The sequence below is a fragment of the Lactobacillus sp. M0403 genome (assembly GCF_016101265.1).
GTDB lineage: Bacteria > Bacillota > Bacilli > Lactobacillales > Lactobacillaceae > Lactobacillus > Lactobacillus apis.
In genome coordinates this window covers 25,026-40,527 of the sequence record NZ_JACFQV010000004.1, presented here as the reverse complement: position 1 = coordinate 40,527, position 15,502 = coordinate 25,026, and the positions used below count along the sequence as shown (strand labels likewise).

Sequence of the window (15,502 nt, the reverse complement as noted above, 5' to 3'; positions counted from 1 at the left end):
TTGAATTTTCATTCAACCTTTTTTTGTGCGCTTTTTAAGATTTTTTTGGCGCATTTTGACATAAAATGTCATTATAAATCACAAAATTAATTAGTGAAAAAGTATACAATCTATTTTAGAGAGGAAATAAAAGTGAGTTTACGCATATCTTCAGAACTTCAAAATTTTATTAGTGAATTAGGCTATCCATTTACTACATTATCAAGTTTATTTGAATCGAAAAATCTAGATAAGTATTTAGATTCAAAGTGGATCCAAAGTGCCCATATTTTTGAAATACTGGATAAAAATGCAAATGATCAACAGTTATTAACCTGTAGTAATGTCCAAAAATTTTATCAGTTTATTCCTCCCTACTTTGCCGCTCTTTCAAGTAAAAATGGGCAGCAAGCAATTTCACGTTTAGCATCGTACGAACAACTAATTGGTCCAATTGAAATCGGAACGTTTAAAGAGGGTGATAAGTTAAGGATCCACATTGGATGCCTTAATCAATATCGTAAAATATCACGTTTTAGTTTACTAGTTGATCAACTATCGATAATCAGTTTAATTAGAACTGGCACAGGAAAAGAAGTCAAGCCCATCTCAATTGGTAGTCGTTTTGAATATAGTCAGATTTTGACTAACTATATAGGGATTCAAGCTCAAATGAGTTCGGATAACTATTTGGTCTTTAAATTAGAAGATTTACTAATTCCTTTTAAAACTCAAAATGATATTGTTTGGAATTTTATGGAGCCTGGGTTAAAAAAGTACATTGATGAATTAAACGTCAATCCACCTTTTTCAGCGGTAGTTCAAAATGTTTTATTTAAATTGATTGCTGGTGGCAATTTTCAAGTTAAAGATGTCGCAGAAGAAATTGGTATCTCGACACGAACTTTACAACGCTGGCTTGGTAAGGAAGGAACTACCTTTAAAAAAGAACTAGGTAAGGTTCAAAAAGTTCTTTCACTTAACTTGTTGCAAGATGCAACTATGAAAACTGCGGAAGTAAGCTTCTTAGTAGGATTCACGGATGTTACGTCTTTTTATAAAGCATTCAAAAAGTGGACTGGAAAGACCGTTTTATCATACCGACACGAAGTTATCTATCGGAAAAATCAATTTAATTCAACAAATTAAATTGTTGAGGAGAGAAAAGATGTTTTTAAAAAATAAAGATTCATGGAATGCAACTTATGATGTTGTAGTAGTTGGTTTTGGTGGTGCAGGTGCCACTGCTGCTCGCTTTGCTGCAGACAAGGGAGCCAAAGTCTTGTTAGTAGACAGTGCTCCTGAGGGCCATGAAGGTGGTAACACCAGATATTGTGGCCAGATTGTTGAAGCAGGTTATGATTATGACAAGCTTAAAAAGTATTATCAAAAAATGACTGAGCCACTTGATTTGGACGAAAAGGTACTCGATACCTTCGTTAGAGGAATGGTTAATCTACCAGAATACTTTGAAAAGTACTTAGGTGGCAAAGCATTCAGCGTTAAGAATAATCCTGGTAATAAGAATGTAGCAATGCTTGCATATATGAGTGCCGAGTACCCGGAATTTGAAGGTGCAGATACAAATGATGACCTTTTAATCCATGATCAAATCTTTGATGCAGCTTTATGGAAAATACTGCGTCTAAATGTTTTAGACCGAAGCGATAGGATTGATGTACTTTATTCCACTCCTGCAAAGCATTTAATCCAAAATGATGATAAAACTATTATTGGTGTTCAAATTGAAAACAAAGGCAAGTTATTCAATGTTCGAGCAAGAAACGGTGTTGTTCTAGCCTTAGGTGGTTTTGAAAATAATGATCAAATGATACAGGATTACTTAGGTGAAACAAACCTCTTACCATACGGGACACTGTATAACAATGGCGATGGTATCAAGATGGCGATTGAAGTTGGTGCTGATTTATGGCACATGAACAACTATGAGCCGGGTGGAACAGTTAACTTTGCTGCGCCAAAAGGCCAAAGAGCCCATAATATTATGGGCTGGAAAGCTTTATTTACGGGTTCACTCATTTCAGTAGGTGATGATGGTACAAGATATGTCCCAGAAGATGACCCAACTAGACATGGTCACCGCTATAACCACGGCCTTTGGAGAATACCACTTGCACAAATTCATCCACATATGATTTTTGATCAAAAGAAGTTTGATGAATTAACTGCTGGCGCTAAAGAAGATTTTCAAAAAGAGACTCTGGCTAAAGCTATTAAGTCAGATACAATTGCTGACTTGGCCAAGACAATTGGTGTTGATTCTGAGGTATTGGAAAATACAATTAAGACCTATAACTTCTTCGTAGATCAAAAGGTAGATTACCAATGCGGCAGGAAACCAGAATCAATGGCAAAAATTTCACTTTCAGGACCGTTTTACTCAATTGCACAGCAACATACAATGCTTAATACTCAGGGTGGTCCAAGACGTAATGAAAACGCTGAAGTTTTGGATACTGATCAAAAAGTGTTGCCTCATTTATACGTTGCCGGAGAATTAGGTCATATCGGAGCCAATCAATATAATGGTGGTGGAGATATTGCCGATTGCCTAATTTTCGGTAAGATTGCTGGTGAAAATGCAGCCACTGTAAAAGATGATCAAGCAGTTACAGGTGCCAGTGTTAGTGAACAAAATTTAGACACTGATTTTCCAGTTTCTGATGTAAAAGAAGAGCATTATACAACTGGCGACAATCAATACATTGGTACGTCAACTAGTGGAATGGGTAATGAAATTGTGGTTCGTGTTACTGTGGATGACCAAAAGAACCCAAGTAAAATTGAAGTATTGAAAGAAAGCGAATCACCGGATTATGGTGAAAAGGCAATTAAGCAGTTGCAGGAAAAAATGATTGCAAACCAGACTGCAGATGTCGATGTCGTTTCAGGAGCTTCTGCCACAAGTCGGGCATTTAAGGCGGCTGTTATGGCAGCACTAAATCAAGCTTAGGACTTTAAAAGCAAAAATGGATTCATAGTAAAGTGAATCCATTTTTTTTGCTAGGAAAAGCCTAATTTGTACATTTTTCGCCAAGTCGGTATAATTAAGAGAATTAATTTATGAAAGTAGCCGATTATGTTTAAAATTATCGTTGAACTGTTTTTCTTAGTGATTATTCAAGCTGCAATCACACCTTTTATTAGAAGGTTAGCCTTTGTTTTAGGGGCAGTAGACATCCCCAACAAAAGACGAGTAAACAAGAAACCAATGCCGACTCTAGGTGGCTTGGGTATTTTTGTTACTTTTAATATTGGAGTTTTTATTCTCCTGCGTGAGCAATTTCCTACTCATGAAGCTTTTAGTGTCCTTCTTGGGTCAAGTGTAATTGTTCTAACTGGAATTATTGATGATATTATGGAACTTAAGCCAAGGCAAAAAATGTTTGGTATTTTCATTGGTTCATTGGTAATTTACTTTTTGGCTGGAATAAAAATGAGTGTACTAAACCTACCATTTTTAAATAAGCAAATAAATCTAGGCTGGTGGAGCTTACCAATAACAATTTTTTGGATTTTAGCGTTGACTAATGCTGTCGACTTGATTGACGGCCTTGATGGCTTAGCCGATGGTGTATCAATGATATCATTGACAACAATGGGAATAGTTGGCTATTTCTTCTTACATACAGGTCAGCTTTACATTCCAATTAGTTGTTTTATGTTAGCTGCATGTCTTTTGGGATTTTTACCGTACAATTTTCATCCTGCAAAAATGTTTTTAGGTGACACAGGGGCACTCTATATTGGGTTCATGATTGCGGTATTTTCGCTTAAAGGCTTGAAAAATGTAACTTTTATTTCAATGCTAGTACCAGTCACAATTTTGGGTGTGCCAATCACTGATACAATTTATGCGATGATTAGGCGTAAGCTTAATAATCAGCCTGTTTCACAGGCAGATAAGCACCATTTGCATCACCAGTTAATGAAAATGGGGCTAACTCACCGGCAAGCAGTTTTAGCAATATATGGAATTTCACTGATTTTTTCATTTATTTCATTGCTTTTCTTACTTTCACCGGTGTGGGGCCTATGGCTACTAATTGCAGGGTTAGCAGTAGCACTAGAGTTATTTGTTGAATCAATTGGCTTATTGGGTGAAAAATACAAACCCCTTTTAAGTTTGATACAAAAAATAATCAATTCACGTAGTAAGAAAGATCCAACGGTTGAAGTTTGGCATTTAGGTCAAGAAAAACCAGAGCAATTAAAAAGCAAACATAAAAAGGACTAGGTACTAGTCCTTTTTATTTGTCATGATAATTATGATCGGTAATTGGAATTTCATTATAGCGTTTCTCACCTGGCGTAAACTCGATTTGACCGCTCATAAGGTTGGTGAGCTTTTTTTCAAGCTCTTGCTGCTCATCTTCATCGATAAAAATGCTAATGACAACATCGACCCCATAGGTAACTTTTTCAATCCAAATGTTTTCTTCTTTTAGAAAATGGTTTACTTCATCAAACCGATTATATGCAACGTGAAAAGAAAGCTCTTGTTGCAAGACACGCTTAACAACGCCGATTGCTTCAGCTCCTTCGGTAACGCTATTAGAATATGCCCGAATTAATCCACCAGCACCAAGTTTAGTCCCACCAAAGTAGCGCGTAACTACAGCAGTAACATTTTTTAAATTCATCAGTTGTAGGGCTTTTAGCTCAGGAACACCAGCGGTTCCAGAAGGTTCACCATTATCGCTGGCTTTTACTTGCTCATCGTTTAATCCTATCGTATAAGCATAAGTGTTATGAGTTGCATCACGGTATTTTTTTGTGGTTGCAGCGATTACTGCTTCAGCTTCAGCTACTGATTCGGTGCGAAAAAGACTTGCAATAAAGCGACTCTTTTTAATGACTATTTCGTTTGAACCATTTTCTTTAATTGTTAAATAATTTTCTTCTTTGACCAAAAAAGTTTGCCTCCTTTTGACGTATTTATTATTAGGAGGGCAGAGAAATGGAAAATTCATCTTGCCTCGCTGGCCGCCAGTGGATTAGCAGTCAAGAGGATTTTAGCACAAATGAAGCTTTAACTAAAATTAGCGCAATTCAGCAAAGCCATTGCATGCGTTGCGGTACAAGAGTTTATGCGAAGCTACCAAATGGCAAATTTTATTGCCGCGACTGTATTGAATTAGGACGCATAGTAGAAGGTGATTTACTTGTTCGTAACTTAGAGTTAGCTGAATTTTCAAGAATGAAGAATGGCGGTCTAACCTGGCATGGCAGTCTGACAAAACGTCAGTCAGCTGTTTCGTGCGAACTTGTTAAAAATTTCAACCAAAGAGCAGATACGCTAGTTCATGCAGTTACTGGTGCTGGAAAAACAGAAATGCTCTTTGCGGCAATTGCGGAGTGCATTGCGCAGGGAAAAAGAAGTTGCATTGCAACGCCAAGAATAGATGTTGTTAATGAGCTGTACCCAAGATTTAAGGCAGCGTTTAACACAATAAAAATTGGTAAATATCATGGCAAAGAGCATCACGAACCCAGACTGGATCAACTAACGATTTGTACCACACATCAGCTCATGAAGTTTTATCATGCTTTTGATTTACTGGTAATCGATGAAGTGGACTCTTTCCCGTATGTCGAAAATACACAACTACATTTTGCCGCAAAGAATGCTGTGAAAGAGGATGGTGTAAGAACCTACTTAACGGCAACTCCAACAAATGATCTACTTGAAAAGGTTAAGAAAAAGCAGTTGAAGATCTTACGTCTTAACCGGCGGTTTCATGGTGGACTATTACCAGTGCCGCGAGAATTATTTTTTAACAGTCCATTTTTACTAAAACAAAAAATTAATCCTAGATTGTTAAAAGAAATTAACGCAGTTATTAAGAGTGGTCATCAATTATTGCTTTTTGTGCCAAGAGTTGAACAGATCCCCATCTATGTGAGTGCATTAAAAAATAATGCTCAGTTTAGTAGTGTGATAGTTGAAGGCGTTCATGCCATGGATAAAAATAGGTTGGCAAAAGTGGAAAACTTTAGGCAGGGGAAGTCGCAACTTCTTGTGACGACGACAATTTTGGAACGAGGAGTAACATTTAAGCACGTATGGGTAATTGTTGTGCAAGCTGATGACGAGATTTATACATCAGCTAGCCTTGTTCAAATTGCAGGGCGTGTCGGCCGGGCAAAAGATGATGCAGATGGACTTGTTTTATTTTGTTATCACAAATACACGAAAAATATTCGTAATGCACTTAAGCAAATTAGGGAGATGAATAAATGAAAAAATGCTTGTTATGTGGGCAAGATTTCATTCCCGCCACCTCATTTTTGCGGATTTTTTCCTTTAAAAAGTTTCATGAACAATGTTTGTGTCAGCATTGTTTGGCTAAATTTGCATCAATAAGTAATCAGCACTGCAAAATTTGCTATGGCAAAGCCGCCGCAAATGAATTCTGTCTGGATTGCTTAGAATGGAAAAAAGTATATGGGCAAAATCTGCTTCATAACCATGCAATCTATCGTTACAATAATGCTTTTCACGAGATAATGGTAAATTATAAACGATATGGTGACTATGTTTTACGTGAAGTATTGCAGGAACTGTGTTTTGAGCAGCTAAAGAAAATTAAAGCCGATTTTTATGTTCCTATTCCCACATCCCTTGAACACATCGCAAAAAGGCAGTTTGATACAGTTGCTGCGATTTATAGTCAACTAGTGCCACTTTCGTTTTTTCTTGCCAAAAAAGAAGGTCAAGGTGCCCAGGGTGAGCGTACGCGAAGTGAGCGGCTGAAAAGCAAGCAAAGTTTTCTTGTTAAAGAGGGAATTAAGGTTGATGTGAGTAACCACTCGGTCCTGCTTTTGGATGATATTTACACGACCGGAAGAACGTTATATTATGCCCGTGATGCGCTTCAAACAGCCTTTCCGCAAGCAAAGATTTCTAGCTTTACAATTTGTCGATGAGATATGTTGTTCAGCGCTTTCAAGTTTTGTTATAATATAGATAAGATAAGACTGCGAATGCAGTTGAAAGGAGAATCTCATATGTTAAAGTATAATGTTCGTGGTGAAAATATCGAAGTAACCGATGCTCTAAGAAGCTACGTTGAAAAACGTTTAAAGAAATTAGAAAAATATTTTGACTTGAACCAAGATATTATTGCGCACGTCAACCTAAAGGTGTATCGTGATCGTAATGCCAAAGTTGAGGTTACTATTCCACTTCCATACTTAGTATTGAGAGCAGAAGAAACAACTGATGATATGTATCGTAGCATCGACTTTGTTTCTGAAAAACTTGAAAGACAAATTAGAAAATATAAGACACGCGTAAATCGTAAGACCCGTGAAAAGGGAATTGGTGATTTCTTTGTTGAGGGTGCTGAAGAAGAGGCACAAGAAAAAGAAACAAAAGAATTTACTATTGTTCGAAACAAGCAAATTGGTTTAAAGCCAATGAGTCCAGAAGAAGCAATTTTGCAAATGAACATGTTGGAACACGATTTCTTCGTTTTCCAAGATGCTGAAACAAATGGTACTAGTGTTGTTTACCGTAGGAATGATGGTCGTTACGGCTTAATTGAAACTAAATAAATAAGTGCTGTTTTGAGACTGGACCTCACATTTAGTGTGAGGTCTTTGTTTTGTTTATTTTTCATTTAGGGCTAATCATGGTAAAATTATGATGTGTTTTTATACTTAAGTACATATAAGGATCGATTAAATGGCTAATATTTTAAAGAAAATATACAATGGTGATAAAAGAGAACTAAAGAAATTCGAGAAATTAGCTAAGCGTGTAGAAAGTTATGCTGATGAATATAGTAAACTTTCTGATGAGCAACTACAGGCTAAGACACCAGAATTTCGTGAACGCTTGAAAAATGGTGAGACATTGGATTCACTATTGCCTGAAGCTTTCGCAGTTTCTCGTGAAGGTGCTAAGCGTGTTCTGGGATTATACCCATTCCACGTTCAAATTTTGGGTGGTATTTCACTACACTACGGTAACATCTCTGAGATGATGACGGGTGAAGGTAAGACTTTAACTGCTACAATGCCAGTTTATTTGAATGCACTGACAGGTAAAGGTGTTCACGTTGTCACGGTTAACGAATATTTGTCGAGTCGTGACGAAGAAGAAATGGGCCAATTATATAGATGGCTAGGCCTAACTGTTGGTTTGAACCTTAACGCAATGTCTCCTGATGAAAAACGGGAAGCATATGAGTGCGATATTACTTATTCAACTAACTCAGAATTAGGTTTTGATTATTTGCGTGACAACATGGTTGTTTATAAAGAACAAATGGTTCAGCGTGAACTTAACTATGCCATTCTTGATGAGGTTGACTCAATCTTAATCGATGAAGCAAGAACTCCTTTGATTATCTCTGGTGAAGCAGAGCAAGCTAATGGCGACTATATTCGTGCAGATCGTTTTGTCAAAACTCTTAAAGAAGATAAGAGCGATGATGACGTTGATGATGAAGAGGATCATGGCGATTACAAGATTGACTGGCCAACTAAGACCATTTCTTTAACTAGAACTGGTATTCAAAAGGCTTGTGACCACTTTGGCTTGAGAAACTTATACGATGTTGAAAATCAAAAGCTTGTTCACCACATTGATCAAGCTCTACGTGCAAATTACATCATGCTTAAGGACATCGATTACGTTGTTCAAGAGGGTGAAGTTCTGATTGTTGACTCATTCACTGGTCGTGTAATGAAGGGACGTCGCTATTCAGATGGTTTGCACCAAGCAATTGAAGCCAAGGAAAATGTTAAGATTCAAGAAGAATCTAAGACACAAGCAACGATTACTTACCAAAACTTCTTCAGAATGTACAAAAAGCTTGCCGGAATGACTGGTACTGCCAAAACTGAAGAAGAAGAGTTCCGTGAAATTTACAATATGCAAGTTATTGCAATTCCAACTAACCGTCCGGTAATTAGAAAAGACCGTCCAGATGTTTTGTATCCTAACTTGGATTCGAAATATGCTGCAGTAGTAGACGAGATTAAAGAGCGTCACGCAAATGGACAACCAGTTTTAGTTGGTACGGTTGCGGTTGAAAGTTCTGAAAGATTGAGTAACTTGCTTGATAGAGAAAATATTCCGCACGCAGTTTTGAACGCTAAAAACCACGCTAAAGAAGCACAAATTATCATGAATGCAGGTCAACGTGGTGCTGTAACGATTGCCACTAACATGGCTGGTCGTGGTACTGACATTAAATTAGGGCCTGGCGTTAAAGAAATTGGCGGTTTGGCAGTTATTGGTACAGAGCGTCATGAATCACGTAGAATTGATAACCAGCTTCGTGGGCGTTCAGGTCGTCAGGGGGATCCTGGTGAAACTCGTTTTTACCTATCACTTGAAGACGATTTGATGAAGCGTTTCGGTGGAGAACGAGTTAAGGACTTTTTGGATCGTTTGTCAGATAATGATGATGATAAAGTCATCGAAAATAGATTTATCACTCGTCAAATTGAATCTGCTCAAAAACGAGTAGAGGGTAATAACTATGATACGCGTAAGCAGACCTTGCAATATGACGACGTGATGCGTATTCAGCGTGAAATTATTTATGGTGAACGGATGCAAGTCATCGGTGAAGAAGATTCACTTAAGGATGTTTTAATTCCAATGATTCGTCGCACTATTAACAGTCAAGTTGACATGTTCACACAAGGTGATCGAAGCAAATGGCGGATAGATTCTCTTCGTGACTTCATTAGTTCTAGTCTTCTATCTGAAGATGAAACAGATGCAATCGACTTTAAGACAATCACAGTTCCTGAATTAAAAGAGAAATTGTATGATGAAGTTGAAAAGAACTATAACGAAAAAGCTGATGTTTTGGCTGATCCTTCACAAATGTTGGAATTTGAAAAAGTAGTTATTCTACGTGTGGTAGATGATCGTTGGACAGATCATATTGACGCAATGGATCAATTACGCCAATCAATTAGTCTTCGTGGCTATGGACAACTTAATCCGCTAGTTGAATACCAGGATTCCGGTTACAACATGTTTGAAGAAATGGTTTCAAATATTGAATTTGATGTAACTCGTTTATTCATGAAGGCTGAAATCAGACAAAATCTTAGTCGTTAAAAATTAAGATTAAAGAGAAAGCGGCTATGCTTTCTCTTTTTTGTATTAAACCTAATTTAGGAGAAAAATTAATGGAAATTAGTGACATCCAAAATCAGTTAGACGAGTTAAAAAAGCGGTTAGACCACTTTAGGGGGTCTCTTTGACTTAGAGTCAATTGACGAAAGCATCATTGTTAATGAAAGTAAGATGCAGGAACCCTCGTTTTGGGATGATCAAGAAAAAGCACAAAATTTAATTAGTGAAAATAATCTATTAAAGGAAAAGCGTGACTCTTTTTTAAGTCTGCAGGAAAACTATCAAAATGCAATGACAGCTTTAGAACTTTTACGTGAGGAGCCGGATCAAGAACTTCAAAAAGAGGTTGAAGCAGATTTAGCCAAGTTACAAGAAGAATTTCATAACTATGAAATGGATCTGTTACTGTCTGGCAAATATGATAATCACAATGCTTTGCTAGAAATTCACCCAGGCGCTGGTGGTACAGAGGCAATGGATTGGGGACAAATGCTGCTGAGAATGTACCAACGATATGCAGATAGCAGAAACTTTAAGTTTGAAATTAACAACTATGAGCCAGGTGAAGAAGCAGGACTGAAAAGTGTTAGCGTTCGAATAAGTGGAAAAAATGCTTACGGCTTGTTGAAATCAGAAAATGGGGTTCATCGTTTAGTAAGAATTTCACCGTTTGATTCAGCCAAAAGACGCCACACTTCGTTTGCTTCGGTTGAAGTCATTCCAGAAATTGATGATAGTATCAAAATTGATATTAACCCTAAAGACTTGAGAATTGATGTTTATCGTTCTAGTGGTGCGGGTGGACAACACATTAACAAAACTTCTAGTGCGGTGCGAATTACCCACTTACCAACTGGATTTGTAACTACATCACAGGCACAGCGTTCGCAGCTCCAGAACCGTGAAACGGCAATGAACGAATTACGAGCCAAGCTTTTCCATTTAGAAGAGGAAAAGAAGCGCCAGCATAAACAAGAACTCAAGGGTGAACAAATGGAAAACGGCTGGGGTTCACAAATCAGATCTTATGTTTTTCATCCTTATAATTTAGTTAAAGATTTGCGTACAGGCTATGAAACTTCTGATACAAGTGGTGTAATGGATGGAAAGTTACAGCCATTTGTCTATGCATATTTGCAATGGTTACTTAGTCAAGATAATCCAGAGTAGGTGGAAAAATGAGTTTTTGGGGAATTATTGGAATTGTTTTATTAGCAGTTATCATTCTAAGTGCGATATTTGCTTTCTTTCACATTTTATTTATGCTGTTACCAGCTGTTTTGGTAATTGCAGCTATTCTCTGGCTGATTAACCACTTCACCAAGAAAGACGATGATCAGCGACCAAGTAGTTTTGGTGAACGACCAGATTTTTCTGAGAAAAACAATTGGTATTCTAATTCGAATGAGCGGCCCAAACGGAAAAAAGTGCGTAATGTTCACACTAAGGATGTTGACAAATAACTGAAAGGCAATTTTAAATGGTAAACGCTGTTAAATTAAAAAATTTAGTTCGAGATAACAAAATTGCATATGTTGTCCAAGGACAGCAATACATTGATGATAAGGAAATAATGGTCTCTGATATTTACCGTCCAGGACTTGAATTAACTGGTTATTTCGATTTTTATCCCAAAGAGCGAATTCAGCTTTTAGGTAGAACTGAGATATCTTATGCGGCTAGGCTAGACCACGAGAGTTTAGTCAATGTCTTTAAGCGACTATGTACGCCGCAAACGCCATGTTTCTTTGTTTCACGTTCTTTGCCTGTGCCAAAAGAACTTAAGGAAGCAGCAGAGGACGCTAAGATTCCAATTTTGTCTTCAACTGAGTCAACAACCTATGTTTCAAGTCGACTAACGGAATATTTGCGTGAACGCTTGGCCGTTAGAGATACCGTTCATGGTGTTTTAGTTGAAGTAAAAGGAATGGGCATTTTACTAACAGGAGATTCTGGGGTCGGAAAGTCAGAAACTGCTCTTGGCTTGATTCATCGGGGCCACAGGCTAATTGCTGATGATCGTGTTGATGTTTACCAACGTGATGTTGAAACAGTAATGGGTGAGGCACCACAAATTTTAAAGCATCTGATGGAAATCCGTGGTATCGGCATTATTGATGTGATGGATTTATTTGGTGTTGGTGCAGTGAAAAATCGCGAGGTAATTCAGCTTGTAATTAAACTGGTTAATTGGAATGAAAAGGCCAATTATGATCGGTTAGGCTTCGAAGAAAGTAAACGTGAAATTTGCAATGTTGAAATTCCACAGATTACTATTCCAGTCAAAGTTGGTCGCAATATGGAAGATATCATTGAAATTGCTGCAATGAACTTTAGGGCAAAAAGAATGGGCTATAATGCCACGACTACCTTTGACAATAATTTGACTAGTTTGATTGCTGAAAATTCTAAAGATGACTCAACAAAGGGTGAAAGTAAATGAAGTTAGTGATTAGTCCTGACGCCTTTGTAATTGGTAACTTTAGTGTAAAGTGGTACGGCATTATCATGGCTGTCGCAATCATTTTGGCGGTTTCAATGGCAATTGTTGAAGGTAGAAAGCGTCAAATCGAAAGTGAAGACTTTCTTGACCTATTGCTATGGGTAGTTCCACTTGGCTATATTGGGGCTCGAATCTATTATGTAATTTTTGAATGGAGTTATTATTCAAAGCATCCTGATCAAATTATTGCAATTTGGAATGGTGGTATTGCAATCTATGGCGGTTTAATTGCTGGCTTGATTGTTTTACTAATATTTTCTTATCGAAGAATGTTACCACCATTTTTAATGTTAGATGTAATTACACCAGGAGTCATGGCAGCACAAATTCTTGGACGCTGGGGTAACTTTTTTAATCAAGAAGCTCACGGTGGGCCAACAACTTTGCATTTTTTACAGAGCCTACATTTGCCAGATTTTATCATTAATCAAATGAAGATTGGCGGAACTTATTATCAGCCGACATTTTTATATGAATCATTTTTTAACCTCATCGGGTTAATTCTGATTCTGGTATTAAGACACAGAAAGCACTTGTTTAAACAAGGTGAGGTCTTTATGCTGTACCTAGGCTGGTATTCTGTCGTGCGCTTTTTTGTCGAAGGATTGCGTACAGATAGTTTATATTTAACAAGTGGAATAAGGGTTTCACAATTATTAAGTTTGATTTTGTTTATTGCTGTAATTGCTTTATTCATTTATCGAAGAAAAGTCGTCAAACCTAAATGGTATCTTGACGGTAGTGGGCTCAAATTCCCGTATTCAAGAGATTAGTAAAAATATAAATAGAAAGATTGGAAAAACAATGACAAAAATTGCAGTTTTAGGAGCAGGCTCATGGGGAACAGTTTTAGGCTCGATGCTTGCTGATAAAGGTAATGAAATCGTACTTTACGGTAATAATGAACAAGTTAACCAAGAAATTAACGAGCATCATACCAATGAGCACTACATGAAGGATTGGAGTGTTAATGAAACAGCTACGGCCACAGGTGACTTAAACAAGGCGCTTGATAGGGCTGAAGTCATTCTTTTTGTGTTGCCAACGCAAGCAATTAGAATAGTTGCCAAGCAAGTTGGTCAAATTTTGACTGAAACTGGTCGCAAACCTTTAATTGTAACTGCAACTAAGGGAATTGAGCCAGGGACTAAGAAATTAATCTCAGAAATTCTAACCGAAGAAATCTATCCTAACGACACGGATAAAATTGTGGCAATTTCTGGGCCAAGCCATGCAGAAAGTGTTGCTCAAAAAGATCTCACTGCTATTTCTTGTGCATCAACAAGTAAAGAATACGCCGAAAAAGTACAGGAAATGTTTTCAAATGACTATTTCCGCTTATACACTAATAGCGACTTAGTTGGTGTTGAAGTTGCAGGTGCAGTTAAAAACGTAATTGCAATCGCTGCAGGAATTTTGGTTGGTAAGCATTATGGTGATGATGCTAAAGCAGCTTTAATGACCAGAGGTCTTGCTGAAATCACAAGACTTGGCGTTAACTACTTTGGTGCTGATCCAATGACATTTAGTGGCTTATCTGGTATCGGTGATTTAATCGTTACTTGTACTTCAGTTAATTCACGTAATTGGCGTTGTGGTAAACAACTTGGTGAAGGCAAGAGTCTTGATTATGTTTTACAAAATATGGGACAAGTTGTTGAAGGTGCCACAACCGTGAAGGCAGTTCATGAATTATGCCAAGAAAAACAAATTGATATGCCAATTAGTGAAGCAATTTATCGTGTACTATATGAAAACTCTAATGTTGACGCTGAAATTACCAAAATGATGGGAAGAAGTCCAAAGCAAGAAATTAGACTTTAATCGGCTTTAGATGTAAGATTTACTTACGAAAAATAAGAGTATAGTGAAGGTGTAATTATGACAAAAAAATATGATGTAATTGTAATTGGTGCTGGCCCAGGCGGACTAACTGCAGCACTATATGCTTCGCGAGCTAACCTTTCAGTTTTAATCTTGGATCGTGGTTTATACGGTGGTCAAATGAATAATACTGATGCAATTGACAACTATCCTGGTTTTACTGAAATTAAGGGACCAGAGTTGGGCGAGAAAATGTACAATTCGGTAATGAAATTTGGTTCCGAATTTGAATATGGTGATGTTCAGTCAGTAACTATAGACGGTGAAAATAAGGTTGTTAAGACTGACACTGGTGAATATAGTGCTCCTGCATTGATTATTGCAACAGGTGCTGATCATCGGCACCTAAACGTACCAGGAGAAGAAGAATATTCCGGTAAGGGTGTATCCTATTGTGCTGTTTGTGATGCTGCATTTTTCAAGGATGAAGACATTGCAGTAATCGGCGGTGGCGATTCAGCGATTGAAGAAGGAATTTATTTGGCTCAGAGTGCTAAATCAGTGACTGTTATTCACCGTCGAGATCAGTTACGGGCTCAGCCAACTTTGCAAAAACGTGCTTTTGCCAATGATAAAATCAATTTCATTTGGAATGGGATAACTGAATCAATCGATGGCGATGGCCAACGCGTAACAGGTGTTACATACAAGGACAAAGAAACTGGTGAAGAAAAGCAATTAGCTACACGTGGTGTCTTCATTTACGTTGGTGTGATTCCTCAAACTGCTCCTTTTAAAGAGCTTGGAATAACCGATAAGCAGGGCTGGATTCCAACAGATGATCACATGCGAACTAAGGCTGATGGTATTTTTGCCTTAGGTGATGTTCGAGCAAAGGATTTGCGGCAGATTGCTAATGCTGTTGGTGACGGTAGTATAGCTGGTCAAGCCGCTTACAATTATCTACAAGATTTAAATGATAAATAAAACTAAGAAAGAATTCATAAAAAATGGATTCTTTTTTTATTATTGCGGATAGCTAAGTTGATAAATGCTAGAATAGAAAT

Annotated in this window: 14 protein-coding genes; 13 read left to right on the top strand and 1 reads right to left on the bottom strand. The window is 37.5% G+C overall.

Translation table 11 applies throughout. The annotated features are described in order from the left end of the window. Positions 1–132 precede the first annotated feature (132 nt). The 3 genes from H3T48_RS08950 (at position 133) to H3T48_RS05840 (ending at position 4,237) form a co-directional block, all read left to right on the top strand. A complete protein-coding gene (locus H3T48_RS08950) occupies positions 133–1,128 on the top strand; it encodes a helix-turn-helix transcriptional regulator (protein ID WP_198188863.1) in 996 nt (331 codons plus the stop codon). A gap of 19 nt (positions 1,129–1,147) precedes the next feature. After that, the gene (locus H3T48_RS05845; protein WP_122034695.1) at positions 1,148–2,953 is read left to right on the top strand and encodes an FAD-dependent oxidoreductase; all 1,806 of its coding nucleotides are present in this window, start codon (positions 1,148–1,150) and stop codon (positions 2,951–2,953) included. A 126-nt stretch (positions 2,954–3,079) separates the two neighbouring features. Continuing rightward, positions 3,080–4,237: a glycosyltransferase family 4 protein gene (locus H3T48_RS05840; RefSeq protein WP_046306471.1), complete on the top strand. Its 1,158-nt coding sequence runs from the start codon at positions 3,080–3,082 to the stop codon at positions 4,235–4,237. A gap of 13 nt (positions 4,238–4,250) precedes the next feature. Here the strand turns inward: H3T48_RS05840 and H3T48_RS05835 are convergent, their stop codons facing one another. Next, positions 4,251–4,913, bottom strand: coding sequence for a YigZ family protein (locus H3T48_RS05835; protein ID WP_198188862.1), 663 nt, complete (start codon positions 4,911–4,913; stop codon positions 4,251–4,253). A gap of 47 nt (positions 4,914–4,960) precedes the next feature. Here H3T48_RS05835 and H3T48_RS05830 point away from each other — a divergent pair, with 47 nt between their 5' ends. The 10 genes from H3T48_RS05830 to trxB all read left to right on the top strand — a co-directional run bounded on the left by H3T48_RS05830 (position 4,961) and on the right by trxB (position 15,422). Continuing rightward, the gene (locus H3T48_RS05830) at positions 4,961–6,244 is read left to right on the top strand and encodes a helicase-related protein (protein WP_198188861.1); all 1,284 of its coding nucleotides are present in this window, start codon (positions 4,961–4,963) and stop codon (positions 6,242–6,244) included. Next, positions 6,241–6,930, top strand: a complete 690-nt coding sequence (locus tag H3T48_RS05825; protein ID WP_198188860.1) for a ComF family protein — start codon at positions 6,241–6,243, stop codon at positions 6,928–6,930. The genes H3T48_RS05830 and H3T48_RS05825 overlap by 4 nt, the downstream gene beginning before the upstream one ends. Positions 6,931–7,011: 81 nt before the next feature. After that, positions 7,012–7,560: a ribosome hibernation-promoting factor, HPF/YfiA family gene (gene hpf, locus H3T48_RS05820; protein ID WP_046306478.1), complete on the top strand. Its 549-nt coding sequence runs from the start codon at positions 7,012–7,014 to the stop codon at positions 7,558–7,560. Positions 7,561–7,690: 130 nt separating this feature from the next. Then, positions 7,691–10,090, top strand: coding sequence for a preprotein translocase subunit SecA (gene secA / locus H3T48_RS05815; RefSeq protein ID WP_187157753.1), 2,400 nt, complete (start codon positions 7,691–7,693; stop codon positions 10,088–10,090). A 71-nt stretch (positions 10,091–10,161) separates the two neighbouring features. Then, positions 10,162–11,278, top strand: a protein-coding gene (gene prfB / locus H3T48_RS05810; protein WP_198188859.1) for a peptide chain release factor 2 whose coding sequence is annotated in 2 segments (ribosomal slippage) — positions 10,162–10,233 and positions 10,235–11,278 — 1,116 coding nt in all. Because the reading frame shifts where the segments join, the coding sequence is not laid out codon by codon here. A gap of 8 nt (positions 11,279–11,286) precedes the next feature. Further along, positions 11,287–11,571 (top strand): hypothetical protein, encoded by a 285-nt coding sequence (locus tag H3T48_RS05805; protein ID WP_046306483.1) that lies wholly within the window; start codon positions 11,287–11,289, stop codon positions 11,569–11,571. 17 nt (positions 11,572–11,588) lie between these two features. Further along, complete coding sequence (hprK, locus tag H3T48_RS05800) at positions 11,589–12,551, top strand: HPr(Ser) kinase/phosphatase (RefSeq protein ID WP_198188858.1); 963 nt, start codon at positions 11,589–11,591, stop codon at positions 12,549–12,551. Then, positions 12,548–13,384: a prolipoprotein diacylglyceryl transferase gene (lgt, locus tag H3T48_RS05795; protein WP_198188857.1), complete on the top strand. Its 837-nt coding sequence runs from the start codon at positions 12,548–12,550 to the stop codon at positions 13,382–13,384. The genes hprK and lgt overlap by 4 nt, the downstream gene beginning before the upstream one ends. Positions 13,385–13,415: 31 nt before the next feature. Further along, positions 13,416–14,435 carry an NAD(P)H-dependent glycerol-3-phosphate dehydrogenase gene (locus tag H3T48_RS05790; protein ID WP_198188856.1) on the top strand — a complete coding sequence of 340 codons (1,020 nt, stop codon included), beginning with the start codon at positions 13,416–13,418 and terminating at the stop codon, positions 14,433–14,435. Positions 14,436–14,492: 57 nt separating this feature from the next. Further along, on the top strand, positions 14,493–15,422 hold the full coding sequence (trxB, locus tag H3T48_RS05785; RefSeq protein WP_187157759.1) for a thioredoxin-disulfide reductase: 930 nt from the start codon (positions 14,493–14,495) through the stop codon (positions 15,420–15,422). The last annotated feature ends 80 nt before the right edge of the window (positions 15,423–15,502 follow it).